Source organism: Aeromicrobium chenweiae, from assembly GCF_003065605.1.
Lineage (GTDB): Bacteria > Actinomycetota > Actinomycetes > Propionibacteriales > Nocardioidaceae > Aeromicrobium > Aeromicrobium chenweiae.
In genome coordinates this window covers 3,607,313-3,622,294 of the sequence record NZ_CP026952.1, presented here as the reverse complement: position 1 = coordinate 3,622,294, position 14,982 = coordinate 3,607,313, and the positions used below count along the sequence as shown (strand labels likewise).

Sequence of the window (14,982 nt, the reverse complement as noted above, 5' to 3'; positions counted from 1 at the left end):
TCGAGAGGAGTGCGATGAACACCTACGCGATCGAGACGAACGACCTGGCCCGCGCGTTCGGGGACACCCGAGCCGTCGACGGCGTCGACCTGCGGGTGCCCAGCGGGGGCGTCTACGGCGTGCTGGGCCCCAACGGGGCGGGCAAGACCACGACGATCCGGATGCTGGCCACGCTGCTGAGACCCACGGGCGGCTCGGCGGTGGTCCTGGGGCACGACGTCGTCGCCGAGGCGGCCACGGTGCGGGCGAAGGTCGCGATGACCGGCCAGTTCGCCTCGCTGGACGAGGACCTCACCGGCACCGAGAACCTCGTCATGCTCGGGCGCCTCTACGGCTTCAGCTGGGCGCAGGCGTGCGAGCGCTCGACCGAGCTCCTCGAGGCGTTCGACCTGACCGAGGCCGCAGGCCGCCAGGTGAAGAAGTACTCCGGCGGCATGCGGCGGCGCATCGACATCGCCGGCAGCATCGTCGTCCGACCGGAGCTGATGTTCCTCGACGAGCCGACCACCGGCCTCGATCCCCGCAGCCGCAATCAGGTCTGGGCCATCGTGCGGGCCCTGGTGTCGGCGGGGACGACGATCCTGCTGACCACGCAGTACCTCGACGAGGCCGACCAGCTCGCCGACCGCATCGCGGTGATCGATCGCGGGAAGGTGATCGCGGAGGGCACCTGTGGCGAGCTCAAGGCGTCGGTCGGCAGCGGCGCCCTGCACGTCCGCGTCGTCGACCCGGTGCAGCGCGACGACGCGATCCGGCTGCTGGAGTCGACGCTCGGCGGGGAGGCGGACCGGGCGGGCGACCCGGCGGCCATCTCGATGCGGGTCTCGGAGCCCTCGGCCGTACCGGCCGTCCTCGCCCGGCTGCGCGACCACGGCATCGGGACGACGGAGTTCTCGCTCGGGCAACCGAGTCTCGACGAGGTGTTCCTCGCGCTGACTGGCGAGCACGTCCACGAGGACGAGAAGGTGACGGCATGACCGCCGGGACCTCGGCCATGGACACGAAGGTCGCCGCCGCGCTCGGCGCCGGCCCCCGACCCGCTTCGGCCTCGCCCCTGTCGTCGTCGCTGACCTTCGGGTGGCGGGCGCTGCTGAAGATCAAGCACGTCCCCGAGCAGCTCTTCGACGTGACGATGTTCCCCATCATGTTCACGCTGATGTTCACGTTCATCTTCGGCGGCGCGATCGCCGGCTCGCCGCAGGACTACCTGCCGTACCTCGCGCCGGGCATCCTCGTGCAGACCGTCGTGATGATCACGATGTACACCGCGATGACGATCAACAACGACATCGAGAAGGGCGTCTTCGACCGGATCAGGTCGTTGCCGGTGTGGCGGCCGTCCCTGCTGGTGGGGTCGCTGCTCGGTGACACGCTGCGCTACACGATGGCGTCCTCGATCATCATCGCCGTAACGCTGCTCCTCGGCTACCGGCCCGAGGGTGGGGTGACCGGTGTGGTGGCCGCGATCGCTCTGCTGCTGGTGTTTTGCTTCAGCCTGAGCTGGATCTGGACCCTCCTGGGGTTCAAGCTGCGCACCCCGAACGCGGTGATGGGCGTCAGCATGATGGTGCTGTTCCCGCTGACGTTCCTCAGCAACGTGTTCGTCTCGCCGTCGACCATGCCGGACGTGCTCGAGCGCGTCGTGAAGGTCAACCCGGTCACGGTGCTCGTCGACGCGGCGCGGAGCCTGATGGACGGCGCCCCGGACGGTGGGGCGATCGTGGCGGTCCTGGTCATGTCGGCGGCGCTGGTCGCGGTGTTCGGGCCCCTGACGATGCGGGTGTACGCCAACAAGACCTGATCGTGCTGCCGATAGGCTCCCGCACATGGGCTCCATCCACCTCATCCGTCATGGACAGGCCTCCTGGGGCTCGGACGACTACGACCAGCTCTCCGAGCTCGGTGCCGAGCAGTCCGCGGCGCTCGGGATGTCGTGGGAGGCGTCCGGCTGGGCGCCGACCGCGGCCGTCGCCGGCGGGATGAAGCGGCACGCGCAGACCGCGATCTCGACGATCGACGCGAGCGGGCAGGGTGACGGCTACGACGTCGACCCGGGCTGGGACGAGTACGACCACCTTGCGCTCGCCCGCGCGCACGACCCGGCCGCCCTGGCCGGGGACGCGAAGGCGTTCCAGGCCTCGCTCAACGTCGCCCTCGAGGCGTGGCGGGCCGGTGAGTCGGGTGCGGGGGAGTCGTTCGAGGACTTCCGCCGCCGCGTCCTCGGCTCGTTCGAACGGGTCGTCGCGCAGGCGGGGTCGGGTCAGCGCATCGCGGTGTTCACGTCGGGCGGTCCGATCGCGCTGGTCGTCTCGCACCTGCTGGCCGGTGACGACTCGCACTTCCAGGTGCTCAACGACGTCGTGATCAACGCGAGCGTGACCACGGTGATCGTCGGGCAGACCGGTGCGCGGCTGCTCGCGTTCAACGAGCACGGTCACCTCCCCCACGACATGGTCACGTTTCGCTGAGACCCAGGGCGCTCTGCGCCCTGGCGTCTCAGCGCGCCAGCGCAGCGTGAGCGTTCGCGGCGCTGAGGCCGAGCGAGCGCAGCGAGGGAGCGTCGAGGCGCGCCAGCGCAGCGTGAGCGTTCGCGGCGAAGCCGCCAGCAGCGAGGCGTGGTGAGGAGAAGTACAAACCCACCCCCGGGAGCACCCCCCCGGGGGGTGAAGCAACGCAACCCACCCCCAACCCCCAGATACCACTAGTATCTGAACCATGCAGATCCCCTCGCAGTCCCGCGTCCTCGTCACGGGCGCCGCGTCCGGGCTGGGCCTCGCCCTCGTCCACCAGCTCGTGGAGCGCGGCTGCCGGGTCCTGGCGACGGACGTCCACGCCGACCTCCCGGACTCGCTGCGCGGTCTGACCGGCGTGTCGTACCTGCACCTGGACGTGACGCCTGACGTGGACTGGTCGAAGGCGTACGAGTGGGTCGTCGAGCAGTGGGACGGGCTGGACTACCTGTTCAACAACGCGGGTGTCGCGGCCGGCGGACGCATCGAGCTGTCGGAGATGGACCAGTGGCAGTGGATCGTCGACATCAACCTGCTCGGGGTGGTGCGCGGCTGCCGGACGTTCACGCCGATGCTGAAGCAGCAGGGCAGCGGGCACATCGTCAACACCGCGTCCGCGGCCGGCCTGATCCACCCGCCGCGGATGAGCGAGTACAACGCGGTCAAGGCCGGCGTCGTGGCCCTCAGCGAGACGCTCTTCCACGAGCTGAAGCCGTACGGCGTCCACGTGTCGGTGGTGTGCCCGACGTTCTTCCGCACCAACCTGACCGCGTCGCTGCGCGGCAAGGACGAGGCCTCGCAGAAGATGGCCGCCCGGCTGATCGACCGGGCCGGCACGAGCGCCGACGAGATCGCCGCCGCGGTGATGACGGGGGTCGAGAAGGGCCGGCACATCATCCTGACCGACCGGGACGGGCGGGTCGCGTACGCCGCCAAGCGGTTCGTGCGACCCCTCTACTACCGGATGATGGATCGTGCCTCCACCAAGATGTCGAAGGGCGACTGACATGCGCAAGAACGTGCTCATCACCGGCGCGAGCTCCGGACTGGGTGCCGGGATGGCCCGGATCCTCGCCGCCAAGGGTCATCACCTCGCCCTGACCGCCCGACGCGTCGACCGCCTGGAGGCGCTGCGCGACGAGCTGCTCGCCGCGCACCCCGGCATCGAGGTCGTCGTGCACGAGCTCGACGTCAACGACCACGACCAGGTCTTCGCAGTGTTCAAGCAGGCGATCACCGACCTCGGCGGCCTGGACCGGGTCATCGTCAACGCGGGTCTCGGCAAGGGCGGACGGATCGGCACCGGCAAGTTCCACGCGAACAAGGAGACCGCCGAGACCAACTTCATCGCGGCGCTCGCGCAGTGCGAGGCGGCGATGGAGCACTTCTACGAGCGCAAGGCCGGGCACCTCGTCGTCATCTCCTCGATGTCGGCGATGCGGGGGATGCCGTCGTCCATGACGACGTACGCCGCCACGAAGGCCGGCATCGCGATGATCGCCGAGGGCATCCGGTCCGACCTCATCGGGCGCAAGGGCCTCGACATCAAGGTCACGACGCTCTACCCGGGCTACATCGCCTCGGAGATGAACGAGGGCGTGCAGCAGGAGACCCGGATGATGGTCGACACCGAGACCGGTTGCCGCGCGCTGGTGAAGAAGATCGAGGCCGAGGTCGTCGATGCCGCGGTCCCGGGCTGGCCGTGGGCCCCGATCGGCCAGGTCATGAAGCACGCACCGCTCGGGGTCGTCCGCCGCCTCGTCTGACCCCTCCGCCGACGAGTCGCGTACGGACGCTGAGGAGTCGCGTACGGACGCTGACGAGTCGCGTACGGACGCTGACGAGTCGCGTACGGACGCTGACGAGTCGCGCACAGATCCGTACGTGACTCGTCGGTCTCCGTACGTGACTCCTCGCCGTCCGTGCGTGACTCGTCAGCGGTTGGGGGTGGGGGTGGGGAGGGTGATGCGGAGGAAGCGGGGGCGGTAGAGGAACGGGTTCTTGTCGACGCGGGCGACGTCGGCGTTGTTCTGGCTGTACGAGACCACGACCGTGCCCTTCCTCGGCAGCAGGTCCGGGTGCGCGAGCGGCATGTAGCGCAGCGTCCCCGACTTCTCCTCGGACGGGATCTGCGCGACCGTCGGTCCGGCGACGAACGGCCCGGTCGGACGTGGCGCGGACCACACCACGAGATCGGTGCCGAGGAACTCGTCCCGCTTGCTCACCGCGTACCACCGGCCGTCCTGCTCGAACACGCTCAACGTCTGCGAGACGCCGCCCTGGGCGGGAATGAGCACCGCGGCGCGGGACGCCGTGCGCTGCCACCGCTTGCCGTCCCAGTAGCGCAGCCGCGACGGCTCGAGGATGTCGTCCGGCCTGATCCGGGCGACCTGCAACGAGTAGCCGAACGACGCGCCCCGGTTGGCCGTGCCGTACAGGTAGACCCAGCCGTCGTGCACGGCCGCCGCCGCACCCCAGGTGGGACGGCTGGTGCCGGCCAGGTCGCGGCCGATGTCGCGGACCCGGATGAGCTGCGGCGTCTTGCCCGCCGGCACGATGAACACCGCGATAGCAGGCCCGAGGTTCTCGAACGCGAGGGCGCCGTCCGGCACGGTCGCTCCCCGGACGCGCTGCGCGGCCACGCCGACCAGGTCGTACCCGGGACGCTCGACCTTGGCCACCGACATCGGCCAGTAGCCCACGCCGTCCTTGCGGTCGGGGATCAGCGCTCCGTGGTCCGCGGGAAGGACGACGTCCGCGCACCCGTCGCGGAACAGCAGCATCGAGTTGCGGACGAACCGCTGCCCGCGGAAGTCCTTGGCCCGCAGCGTGTCGCCGAAGACCCACAGCCGGCGCCCGTCCTGCAGCGTCACGTCCGCGCCGACGTCGGCGCCCTGGAACTCTGAGCCGCCGCGGACCTTGGTGGCGAGCCGGTTGAGCGCCTTCACCGAGGTGAGCGGCTCGATCGGCAGGCAGCTCGTCTCGGCGGCCGGCGCGACCGCCATCGGCTCGGCGTCCTGGGGTGCGGGGGCCAGCGCCACGGCCGTGAACATCGCGGCCGCAGCCGGCACGGTCACCGCCACGACGCGCAGCCGCCACGGCAACCAGCGGATCCTCATGGGTCAACGCTCGCACACCCCCTAGGCTCGGTGCCTGTGGGACGACGAGCAGCGGTCTGGGTGGCGCTCGGCCTGTTGCAGCTCGTGGTCGTGCTGACGCTCGCGCTGGCCGGCCCCGACGACTCCCCGCACCGCGCACCGATCCGGATCGTCGCGTCTCCGGTGGTGGCCGCGGCCCTGGTCGACACCGCGAACGCCCTGGACGGCACGCCGTTCAGCGCCCGTCCGCTGGCGACCGCGGCACAGGCGCGGGCCAGCGTCACGAGCGGGCGCAGCGTGGCCGCGGTCGTGGTGGACCTCAGGAACGAGAAGGACGTGCTCTACCTCGCGTCGGCGAACGGCGAGGACCTCAACCGCGCGATCGTCCGCGAAGTCGCGCTCGTCGAGGGGGCGTACGGACGACGTGCCGACGTGCGGGACCTGGTCCGGGCCGACGCCGGCGACACCGACCACCAGCGGGTCTACCTGCTCACCGGGCTGGCGGTCGCAACGGGGCTGGTGGTGGCGATGGTGAGCACGTGGCGTCGTGGTCCCCGCTCCGAGACGCTGGCCGCCGGGGCTCGCCGCCTGGTGGTCAACGGGGCGGCCGCCGTGGTCGTGGGCGGCGTCCTCGCGGCGTACGCGTCCCACTCGTACGGCACCGGTCTCGCGGTGTGGTGGCTGGTGGCCGCACTCGCGATCTTCGCCGTGAGCTCGGCGACGTACGCGCTGGAGAGCCTGTTCGGGGTCGTCGGCATCGGCGTGGCGATCACGGTGCTCGTGCTGGCCGCGGCGCCCCTGGTCACGGCAGCGCACCCGTTGCTGCTGCCCCAGCCGTGGGCGGCGATCACCCCTTGGCTGCCGCACGGGGCGGCGCTGGCAGCGGGGACGAGCCAGGCGTACTTCGGCGCCGACCAGGTCGTCCGACCGCTCGCCGTGCTGGTCGCCTGGTCGGTGCTCGCGGTCCTCACCAGCATCGTGGCCCGGCGCGAGCGGCTCCGGGCCGCGACTACGTGACTCCTCGGCGTCCGTGCGTGACTCGTCGGCGTCCGTGCGTGACTCGTCGGCGAACGGAGCTCAGGCGAGGAGGCTGCGGGCGAGCTCGCCGACCTGGTCGGCCTCGATGAGGAATCCGTCGTGGCCGAACGGCGACTTGACGACCTCGAGGGGCCCCGCGCCGGGGATCAGGTCGGCGAGCTGCTGCTGCTGATGGATCGGGTAGAGCCGGTCGGAGTCGATGCCCGCGACGACCGTGCGGGCGGTGACCCGCTTGAGCGCGGCCTCGATGCCACCGCGGTCACGTCCTACGTCGTGGCTGTCCATCGCGGAGGTCAGGACGACGTACGCGCCCGCGTCGAAGCGGCCGACCAGCTTCGCACCGTGGTGCTGCAGGTACGAGTCGACCGCCCAGCGGCCGTCGTCCTGCACCGTGCGACCGAACCGGTCGGCCAGCTCGCCCTCGCTGCGGTACGCGATGTGGGCGATGCGGCGGGCCAGGTCGAGCCCGACGAGCGGGCCGTGCGGTCCGTCGTAGTAGTCGCCGCTGAACCACGCGGGGTCGTTCTCGATCGCGGCGACCTGCGTGCGTGACAGCGCGATCTGCTCGGCGGAGGCGGCTGCGGACGTCGCCAGGAGGAACAGCCGGTCGACCCGCTCGGGGTGCTCGACGGCCCACTCCAGCGCGCGCATCCCGCCGGCCGAGCCGCCGACCACGCCGTGCCACCGCAGGATCCCGAGCAGGTCGGCGAGGGCGACCTCGGCGCGCACCTGGTCGCGCACGGTCAGGGCCGGGAACGACCCACCCCACGGCAGGCCGTCGGGGTCGAGGGACGCCGGACCGGTCGACCCCTGGCAGCCGCCGAGGATGTTGGCGGCCACGACGAAGAAGCGGTCCGTGTCGATCGGCAGCCCGGGCCCGACGACCGCGTCCCACCACCCGGGGGTGGGGTGCCCGGGCCCGGCCGGCCCGTGGACGTGGCTGTCGCCGGTGAGGGCGTGCAGCACGAGCACCGCGTTCGACCCGTCGTACGTCCCCCAGGTCTCGTACGCCAGGCGCACGTCCGCGAGGGTCGTGCCGGAGTCGAGGCGGACGTCGCCGATGTCGGCGAACTGCCGCGAACCTGACGGATCCCCCTCCCGCCACGCACCGGTGACGAGAGAGGGATCGATGCCGGGGGCCAGGCTCACTTGGCCGCGCGGAATCCGGCGTCGAGGTCGGCGAGGATGTCGTCGATGCCCTCGAGGCCGATCGCCAGGCGCACGAGGCCCGGGGTCACGCCGGTCGCGGCGTGCTCCTCGGGCGTGCCCTGCGAGTGGGTCGTGCTGGCGGGGTGGATCGCGAGGCTGCGCACGTCGCCGATGTTGGCGACGTGGCTGAACAGCTCGAGCGCGTCGATGAACGCGCGTCCGGCGTCGATCCCGCCGGGCAGCTCGAACGTCAGCACGGCGCCCGAGCCCTTGGGCGTGTACTTGTCGGCGAGCGCCTTGTACGGGCTGCTGTCGAGGCTCGCCCACGTCACCTTCGCGACGTCCTCGCGCGCCTCGAGCCACTCGGCGACCTTGCGGGTGTTCTCGATGTGGCGCTCGATGCGCAGGCTCAGGGTCTCGAGGCCCTGGGCGATGAGGAAGGCGTTGAACGGCGCGATCGCGGGGCCGACGTTGCGCAGGTACTGCACGCGCAGCTTGGCGATGAACGCCGCGGGTCCGAGGGCCTCGGCGAAGACCAGGCCGTGGTAGCTCGCGTCGGGGGTCGTGAAGCCGGGGAACTTGTCGCCGTGCGCGCCGTAGTCGAACGTGCCGCCGTCGATGACGACACCGGCGATCGCGGTGCCGTGGCCACCGATGTACTTCGTGGCGGAGTGCACGACCGTGTCGACGCCGTGCTGGAGCGGGTTGAGCAGGTACGGGGTGGCGACCGTGTTGTCGACGATGAACGGCACGCCGACCTCCTTGGCGACCGTCGAGACGGCCTCGAGGTCGAGGATGTCGCCCTTCGGGTTGCCGATCGTCTCGCCGAAGAACGCCTTGGTGTTCTCCTGCGCGGCCGCGCGCCACGCGTCGGGGTTGTTGGCGTCCTCGACGAACGAGACCGTGATCCCGAGCTTCGGGAACGTGTGGCGCAGCAGGCTGTCGGTGCCGCCGTACAGGCTCGCGGACGCGACGATGTGGTCGCCGGCCTCGGCGACGTTGGTCAGCGCACCCGTGGTCGCGGCCTGGCCCGACGCGAAGAGCAGTGCGCCCACGCCGCCCTCAAGCGCGGCGAGCCGCTGCTCCACGACGTCCTGGGTCGGGTTCATGATGCGCGTGTAGATGTTGCCGGGCTCGGCGAGGCTGAACAGGTCCGCGGCGTGCTGGGTGTCGCGGAACTGGTACGACGTCGTCTGGTAGATCGGCAGCGCGCGAGCGCCCGTGGTCGGATCGGGGACCTGTCCGGCATGGATCTGCTTGGTCTCGAATGACCAGGTGTCGCTCATGGTGTCTCCCGGGGAGAAGGTGGAGTCTGGGGTTTCAACTCTCTCAGCGTCTCAGGAACGGGCAAGGCCGTCTCACCATCCGGAACGCTGCTGCGTGCGGGCTGCGCCGGCCGCGGCTTCGCTTTCCCCGCTTGGGCATAACCGCAGCACGATGTCCCCCAGCGGGCTAGCGTCGGGTGGTGCGGGGGAATCGCGACGACGAGGACATGAGATGGCCGACGAACGACCCTCCGGCGAGACCCCGCCGGATGCTGAGACCGCGGACTTCGAGGACGTGGAGGGGTCGTTGCCGGACGTGCTCCTCATCAGCCTGGTGGAGCTGATCGAGCGCCTCGACGACAGGGGTGACGAGCCGTTGTCCGTGTCGGTGACGGCGACCATCCCCGGTGGAGTCGTGAGCGGCCTGCTGGTGCCGCGCCGGTGGTGGGTCGACGAGGCGACGCGCGAGCTGACGGCCAGCGACCCGAACATCGGCAGGGCGATGGGCTCGCTGTTCACCGAGCTGCGGCCGCTGGACGGGGCGCTCCCGGCCTACTTCCACCTCAGGGACGCCCGCCTCATCGTGGGACCGGGCAACCAGCACGGGAGTGGGATGCTCTGGCGCGGCCGACTGGCCGACGTCAGCGGCTGGTCCTTCACCCAGATCCGGTAGGCGGCCTCAGGCCATCGAGAACGGCTGGGCCGTGCTCTCGAGCACCGAGAGCCACAGGTCGCCGTCGGGCGAGACGCTGTGCGAGCCGGCCGTCACGAACGGGATCGGGACGTTGACGAAGCGGTGCCGCCGCCGCCCCACGACCATGTCGGTCCGTCCGGCCATGGCCGCGTGCACCGCGGTCTGCGCGAGCCGGGCGCAGTAGACCGAGTCCGATGCGTCGGCGGGGACGGACCGGATCGCGTACCCGGGGTTGAAGTACCGCATGGTCAGCGCCTGGCCGCGGTTGGCGAAGTCCTTGGTGATCTGGTCACGCAGGAACCCCGCGATGTCGCCGAGGACGGCGTTGCCGCTGGCGTCCGTGCGGTCGCTGGCCGGGATGAGGTCCTGGCCCGCTCCCTCGGCCAGGACGATGACCGCGCTGCCACGCTCCTGCACCCGCTGGCCCAGGAGCGACAGCAGCCCGTTGTCGCCGTCGAGGGAGAAGCGCACCTCCGGGATGAGGACGAAGTCCGCGTCGTGGTTGGCCAGGGCCGCGTAGCAGGCGATGAAGCCTGCGTGCCGTCCCATGACCTTGACGATCGCGACGCCACCGACCGCCGCCTCGACCTCGACGCGAGCTGCCTTGATCGACTCCGCGGCCTTGGCGAACGCGGTCGAGAAGCCGAAGCTCTGGCCGATGTGCGGGATGTCGTTGTCGATCGTCTTCGGGACGCCGACGATGCCGATGGTCAGGCCACGGCGCTCGATCTCGGCACCGATGTTGTGGGCGCCGCGCATCGAGCCGTCGCCGCCGATGACCATGAGGATGTCGACCCCGAGCTCGACGAGGCGGTCGACGACGAGGCCGGGGTCCTGCGCGCCGCGCGACGAGCCGAGGATCGTGCCGCCCCGCTCGTTGATGCGCGAGACGTACTCGGGCGTCAGCGTGACGACGTCGTGGCCGTTGGACTCCACGATGCCGGCGTAGCCGTGCTGGAACCCGATGACGTCGCGGACGCCGTAGTGGGTGTGCAGCTCGAGCACGATGGCGCGGATCACGTCGTTCAGGCCCGGGCAGAGGCCGCCGCACGTGACGACCCCGACGCGCGTCGTGGCGGGCTCGAAGAAGATCTTGCGGCGGGGGCCGCCGGCCTCGAACGTCGGCAGCTGCTCCATCGGCACGCCTCGGGCGGCGATGAGCTCGAGGGTGTCGTCGTAGAGGATCCGGTCGGTCTCGCCGACGTAGTACTCGTTCGTCTCCCGCCCGTCGACGTAGAGCGCGAGGGGGCTGTCGAGGGTGCTCGCGCCGAGCGAGCGGACCTGGAGATCGTCGAGGGTGACCACGGGGTTCATGCTAGCTGAGGAAACCCTCGGGTTTTCAGGGTTGGAACACCAGGCACGTGGACGTCGCGGTCGCCAGCAGCCGCCCGCCGGCGTCCCTGATCTCGGCCTCCACGAACGCGGCCCGCGAGCCCGGCTTCGTGACGCGTCCCGTCGCGACGACCCGTCCGGTGTCGGCGGTGATGGCGCGCAGGAAGCTCACGCTCAGGTCCAGCGACGTGTACGCGGTCCCGGCGGGCAGGGTCGTCTGCACCGCGCACCCGCAGACCGAGTCGAGCAGCGTCGCGGAGAAGCCGCCGTGGACCGAGCCGATCGGGTTGTAGTGCGACTCGTCGGGGGTCGCGGCCATGACCGCGAGGCCCTCCGCGACATCCACGACCTCGAGGCCGATGTGGCTCGCGATGGGCGGCGGCGGGATCGTGCCCTCCTGCATCGCGCGGAGGTAGTCCAGGCCGCTCATCGTCAGCGCCTGCTCGGCCTGCGGCCGCGGATCGACCCACGAGATCGTCCTGCTCTGCTCGGTCAGCTCGGTCATGCTCGCCTCTTTCCCTCCGGGTGCCCGGCAGCGTAGCATCTGAGTCTGCAATCCGAACTCAGAGGTGACGCATGACCTGGACGAACTACGACTCCGCGACCTGCTCGATCGCCCGCACCGCACAGGTGCTCGGCGACCGGTGGACCGTGCTGGTGGTGCGCGACCTGTTCAACGGCGTGCGCCGGTTCGACGCCCTGCAGGACCACCTCGGCATCTCGCGCGACGTCCTGACCAAGCGCCTGCAGCTGCTCGTCGACGAGGGCCTGGCCGAGAAGCGCCCGGTGCGGGCCGACGGCGAGCGGACGCGGCACGAGTACGTGCTGACCGAGGCGGGACGGGAGCTGCGCACGATCCTCGTCGCGATCATGGACTGGGGCGACCGGCACCGGGCGGGCGCGGCCGGACCGCCGGTGCAGGTGCGGCACGCCGGCTGCGGCGAGGCCGTCCACGCGCAGCTGGTCTGCGACGCCGGCCACGAGATCGGCGCGCGCACCCGCACCGAGCTGGTCCCGCTCGACGGTGCGCGCCTGCGGGCGTCCTGACCGGACGGTTCGCCAAGCCCGGCGTAACCGGTTCCGGTGCGGCATCATGACGGCATGTCACTGGAGATCACCGTCCGCGGGTCCGCCGAGCAGAGTCACCCTGCCGAGAGGGCGACCGTGTCGCTGGCGGCCGCGGTCGAGGGCGGCGACAAGCAGGCGGTCGTGGCCGAGGCGATCGCGATCCAGGAGCCGCTGAGCGCCCAGCTCAGGGAACTGACCGACCTGCGGGCGGTCCGGACCTGGTCCAGCGACCAGGTGCACGTCCTGAGCCACCGCCCGTGGGCCGCCGACGGTCAGCGCAGCGAGCCGGTCCACGTCGCCCGGCTCCGGGTGCGCGCCGAGTTCGTCGACTTCGAGCGGCTCAGCAGCCTGCTGGACGACTGGTCCGGTGTGGATGGGGTCGAGATCGCCGGCATCGCCTGGGACGTGACCGCCGCGAACCGGCGCGCGTACGAGGCCGAGGCACGCACGGCGGCGGTCGAGGACGCGGTGACCAAGGCGCAGGCGTACGCCGACGCGGTCGGCCGCGGGCGGGTGGTCGCGGTCCAGGTGGCCGACCCGGGGATGCTCACCGGTCCCGGCGCGAGTGCGGGCGACGTCCAGCTGCTGCAGGCGTCCGCGAAGGTCGCCGGCGACGACGGACCCGTGCTGGACCTGGCGCCCGAGGAGATCCTCGTCCGGGTCGAGGTCGACGCCCGGTTCCGCGCCGACTGACGGCATTGAACCGCCGCCATACCGACGGTACGGTCGGGGGCATGTGGTGGTCCTCCCTGCTCCATCGGCTGACCGGTCCGACGCGTCTGGCGCGTGTCCGCACGCCGCCGCGCCGCCGCGTACGGCTGGACCTCCCGGGCCGCGGACCCATGCGGGTGGTCTACGACCAGGCCGTCGTGCACGAGTCGTTCAGCCTCAAGGCGCGCGTGCTGCAGCGCTCGGCCCGCATCGTGTTCAAGCCCCTGCTGCGGGTGACGCCCATCAACGACCGCTCGCTGACGGTCATCCGCGGGCTCGACCGGTTCTCCGCCAGGCGACCGCGGTCACGCCACGTCGACTTCGAGGTCCACGAGCTGGGCGGCGTCCGAGTCGAGTCGATGACGCACCGCTACGGGCCGAGCAGCGACATGACCCTCTTGTACCTGCACGGCGGTGGGTTCTTCTCGTGCGGCATCGAGAGCCACCGCCGCATCTGCGAGCGGCTCGCGCTCAAGACGGGCGCGACGGTCATCTCGGTCGACTACGTCCAGCTGCCCGAGGGGTCGGTCGCCGACTCCGTGCACGACGCCATCACGGCGTACGCCGCCCTGCTCGACGCCAGCGACCACCCCGACAAGATCGTGGTGGCCGGGGACTCCGCCGGAGGCTACCTCGCGATGAAGATCGCCGAGCTCGCCTCTCGCCGCGGCCTCCAGGCCCCCGCGGCGATCCTCGGCTTCTCCCCGCTGCTCAGCGTCGACCCCGACCGCGAGGACAAGGCCGTCGTGCGGGTCATCCGTTCGCGGGACGCGTACCTGCCGGTGCAGCGCATCGCCAAGATCCGCGAGCGGTGGCTGCCCGAGGGGGCCGCGATCGAGGGATATGCCTCCCCGCTGCACGCGGTCGCGTACATCTCGTCGCCGACGTTCTTCGTCGCGGTCGAGGACGAGATGCTCCGCCCCGAGGTGGAGGCCATGGCGCTGCTGCTGTCCGAGCGGGGCGTCGAGGTCGAGACGCACCTGTGGCGCAAGCAGGTGCACGCGTTCCCGGTCCTGGCCGACGTCCTGCCCGAGAGCGAGATGGCGCTGCAGCTGGCGGCCGACTTCGCCCGCCGCGCGGTCGGCGAGCTCGAGCACGAGTCGACCGTCGACCCCGCGGCGCGCGAGGAGACGATGGTCGGCGAGATCGTCCCCGAACCTGCTGCCTGAGCTGACCGCGGGGGCGCATACTGACGAAAGCGGACGCCTTGGCGCGCCGATCACACCGACCGACGTCAGTCAGTTCCCGGGCATCCATGTCCCGAAGGAGCACCCCTCATGCGACATCTCACACTCGTGGCCGCCGCACTCGCCGTCGGCTTCACGCCGGTCTTGGTGTCCCAGGCGCAGGCCGCCACCCCCTACAAGGTCAGCCTCTCGGTCACCCGCACCGAGATCAAGCAGGGCGACACCGTCGTCTTCTCCGGCAAGGTCTCGCCGTCCGCGAAGGGCGCGAGGCTCAAGGTCCAGTTCTTCGACATCGACCAGGGCGGCAATCGGTGGCGCACGGTCGCGACCACGACGGTCAAGTCCGGTGGCGCGTACGCCAAGACGGTCGCACCGCGTGACGGCAGCACGAGATACCGGGTCTACAAGCCGTCCGGGTCGGGCCTCTCCGGTGGTGCGAGCAAGACCGTGATCATGCGCGCCTACGCCTGGTACAAGATGGCCAACGTGCCGGATGTCCCGCTGGCTTCGGGCGAACAGTACAAGGGCCAGTACGGTCCGCAGACCGTCGCCGGCACGCCGGTCACCCGCTACTGGGCATCGAGTGCGAGCGCGGGGGGCAGGACCCGTTGGCTGACCCTGCACACCTGCAAGCGGGTGCACGCCGAGGTGGGGCTCGACGACCGGTCGGCCGCCGGCGCGGACGCCCAGTTCCGGATCCACGCCGACCAGACGCGCATCGCGAGCGTGCGGGTCAAGAAGGGCACGATGGTCACGGTGGACGTCGCGGTGCCGCGCGCCGAGACCGGTGGACTGATCTTCACGGCCGAGGCGCGCAACAGCGCACGGCCGACGTACGTCAACGCGTCCAAGCCCCGGGCCTACTGCGCGTTCCCCGAGGACGACTGACCGCCGGCAGCACGAGGGGCCCGGCCGCGCCAGCGACCGGGC

At 71.2% G+C, this 14,982-nt stretch carries 16 protein-coding genes; 11 read left to right on the top strand and 5 right to left on the bottom strand.

Translation table 11 applies throughout. The features are described 5' to 3' along the window. The first annotated feature begins 14 nt into the window (after window positions 1–14). From C3E78_RS17575 to C3E78_RS17555, 5 genes are all read left to right on the top strand, one after another. Window positions 15–977 carry an ATP-binding cassette domain-containing protein gene (locus C3E78_RS17575; RefSeq protein ID WP_108580588.1) on the top strand — a complete coding sequence of 321 codons (963 nt, stop codon included), beginning with the start codon at window positions 15–17 and terminating at the stop codon, window positions 975–977. Then, window positions 974–1,801 (top strand): ABC transporter permease, encoded by an 828-nt coding sequence (locus C3E78_RS17570; protein WP_108580587.1) that lies wholly within the window; start codon window positions 974–976, stop codon window positions 1,799–1,801. Before C3E78_RS17575 ends, C3E78_RS17570 begins: the two co-directional genes overlap by 4 nt. A gap of 25 nt (window positions 1,802–1,826) precedes the next feature. Next, on the top strand, window positions 1,827–2,468 hold the full coding sequence (locus C3E78_RS17565) for a histidine phosphatase family protein (protein WP_108580586.1): 642 nt from the start codon (window positions 1,827–1,829) through the stop codon (window positions 2,466–2,468). Window positions 2,469–2,715: 247 nt separating this feature from the next. Further along, window positions 2,716–3,516: an SDR family NAD(P)-dependent oxidoreductase gene (locus tag C3E78_RS17560; protein WP_108580585.1), complete on the top strand. Its 801-nt coding sequence runs from the start codon at window positions 2,716–2,718 to the stop codon at window positions 3,514–3,516. A gap of 1 nt (window position 3,517) precedes the next feature. Then, the gene (locus tag C3E78_RS17555) at window positions 3,518–4,276 is read left to right on the top strand and encodes an SDR family oxidoreductase (protein WP_108580584.1); all 759 of its coding nucleotides are present in this window, start codon (window positions 3,518–3,520) and stop codon (window positions 4,274–4,276) included. Window positions 4,277–4,444: 168 nt separating this feature from the next. Here the strand turns inward: C3E78_RS17555 and C3E78_RS17550 are convergent, their stop codons facing one another. Beyond that, a complete protein-coding gene (locus C3E78_RS17550; RefSeq protein WP_108580583.1) occupies window positions 4,445–5,629 on the bottom strand; it encodes a DUF4185 domain-containing protein in 1,185 nt (394 codons plus the stop codon). Window positions 5,630–5,665: 36 nt separating this feature from the next. Here C3E78_RS17550 and C3E78_RS17545 point away from each other — a divergent pair, with 36 nt between their 5' ends. Then, window positions 5,666–6,625: a hypothetical protein gene (locus C3E78_RS17545; protein WP_135804941.1), complete on the top strand. Its 960-nt coding sequence runs from the start codon at window positions 5,666–5,668 to the stop codon at window positions 6,623–6,625. Window positions 6,626–6,685: 60 nt separating this feature from the next. On the opposite strand, the gene metX is transcribed toward C3E78_RS17545, so the two are convergent. Together metX and C3E78_RS17535 are read right to left on the bottom strand one after the other, a co-directional pair. Further along, the gene (gene metX, locus C3E78_RS17540; RefSeq protein ID WP_108580581.1) at window positions 6,686–7,795 is read right to left on the bottom strand and encodes a homoserine O-acetyltransferase MetX; all 1,110 of its coding nucleotides are present in this window, start codon (window positions 7,793–7,795) and stop codon (window positions 6,686–6,688) included. Further along, window positions 7,792–9,081 carry a bifunctional o-acetylhomoserine/o-acetylserine sulfhydrylase gene (locus C3E78_RS17535; protein ID WP_108580580.1) on the bottom strand — a complete coding sequence of 430 codons (1,290 nt, stop codon included), beginning with the start codon at window positions 9,079–9,081 and terminating at the stop codon, window positions 7,792–7,794. The genes metX and C3E78_RS17535 overlap by 4 nt, the downstream gene beginning before the upstream one ends. Before the next feature lie 211 nt (window positions 9,082–9,292). Here C3E78_RS17535 and C3E78_RS17530 point away from each other — a divergent pair, with 211 nt between their 5' ends. Further along, entirely contained in the window at window positions 9,293–9,733 is a 441-nt protein-coding gene (locus C3E78_RS17530) for a hypothetical protein (RefSeq protein ID WP_108580579.1), read from the top strand. A 6-nt stretch (window positions 9,734–9,739) separates the two neighbouring features. Here C3E78_RS17530 and C3E78_RS17525 read toward each other — a convergent pair whose 3' ends face one another. Then, complete coding sequence (locus C3E78_RS17525; protein WP_199906865.1) at window positions 9,740–11,059, bottom strand: ATP-dependent 6-phosphofructokinase; 1,320 nt, start codon at window positions 11,057–11,059, stop codon at window positions 9,740–9,742. Between the two features lie 34 nt (window positions 11,060–11,093). Beyond that, window positions 11,094–11,591 (bottom strand): PaaI family thioesterase, encoded by a 498-nt coding sequence (locus C3E78_RS17520; RefSeq protein WP_108580577.1) that lies wholly within the window; start codon window positions 11,589–11,591, stop codon window positions 11,094–11,096. A gap of 71 nt (window positions 11,592–11,662) precedes the next feature. Between C3E78_RS17520 and C3E78_RS17515 the strand changes: the two genes are divergently transcribed. From C3E78_RS17515 to C3E78_RS17500, 4 genes are all read left to right on the top strand, one after another. After that, window positions 11,663–12,133, top strand: coding sequence for a winged helix-turn-helix transcriptional regulator (locus C3E78_RS17515; RefSeq protein WP_108580576.1), 471 nt, complete (start codon window positions 11,663–11,665; stop codon window positions 12,131–12,133). Window positions 12,134–12,187: 54 nt separating this feature from the next. Continuing rightward, complete coding sequence (locus C3E78_RS17510) at window positions 12,188–12,847, top strand: SIMPL domain-containing protein (protein WP_108580575.1); 660 nt, start codon at window positions 12,188–12,190, stop codon at window positions 12,845–12,847. 41 nt (window positions 12,848–12,888) lie between these two features. Further along, entirely contained in the window at window positions 12,889–14,034 is a 1,146-nt protein-coding gene (locus tag C3E78_RS17505; RefSeq protein ID WP_108580574.1) for an alpha/beta hydrolase, read from the top strand. A gap of 108 nt (window positions 14,035–14,142) precedes the next feature. After that, a complete protein-coding gene (locus C3E78_RS17500; protein ID WP_108580573.1) occupies window positions 14,143–14,940 on the top strand; it encodes an NPCBM/NEW2 domain-containing protein in 798 nt (265 codons plus the stop codon). Window positions 14,941–14,982: the final 42 nt, after the last annotated feature.

Coding starts and splice junctions, on each gene's coding strand:
- C3E78_RS17575 (WP_108580588.1), top strand. CDS start 15: ATGAACACCTACGCGATCGAGACGAACGACCTGGCCCGCGCGTTCGGG.
- C3E78_RS17570 (WP_108580587.1), top strand. CDS start 974: ATGACCGCCGGGACCTCGGCCATGGACACGAAGGTCGCCGCCGCGCTC.
- C3E78_RS17565 (WP_108580586.1), top strand. CDS start 1,827: ATGGGCTCCATCCACCTCATCCGTCATGGACAGGCCTCCTGGGGCTCG.
- C3E78_RS17560 (WP_108580585.1), top strand. CDS start 2,716: ATGCAGATCCCCTCGCAGTCCCGCGTCCTCGTCACGGGCGCCGCGTCC.
- C3E78_RS17555 (WP_108580584.1), top strand. CDS start 3,518: ATGCGCAAGAACGTGCTCATCACCGGCGCGAGCTCCGGACTGGGTGCC.
- C3E78_RS17550 (WP_108580583.1), bottom strand. CDS start 5,629: ATGAGGATCCGCTGGTTGCCGTGGCGGCTGCGCGTCGTGGCGGTGACC.
- C3E78_RS17535 (WP_108580580.1), bottom strand. CDS start 9,081: ATGAGCGACACCTGGTCATTCGAGACCAAGCAGATCCATGCCGGACAG.
- C3E78_RS17530 (WP_108580579.1), top strand. CDS start 9,293: ATGGCCGACGAACGACCCTCCGGCGAGACCCCGCCGGATGCTGAGACC.
- C3E78_RS17520 (WP_108580577.1), bottom strand. CDS start 11,591: ATGACCGAGCTGACCGAGCAGAGCAGGACGATCTCGTGGGTCGATCCG.
- C3E78_RS17515 (WP_108580576.1), top strand. CDS start 11,663: ATGACCTGGACGAACTACGACTCCGCGACCTGCTCGATCGCCCGCACC.
- C3E78_RS17510 (WP_108580575.1), top strand. CDS start 12,188: ATGTCACTGGAGATCACCGTCCGCGGGTCCGCCGAGCAGAGTCACCCT.
- C3E78_RS17505 (WP_108580574.1), top strand. CDS start 12,889: ATGTGGTGGTCCTCCCTGCTCCATCGGCTGACCGGTCCGACGCGTCTG.
- C3E78_RS17500 (WP_108580573.1), top strand. CDS start 14,143: ATGCGACATCTCACACTCGTGGCCGCCGCACTCGCCGTCGGCTTCACG.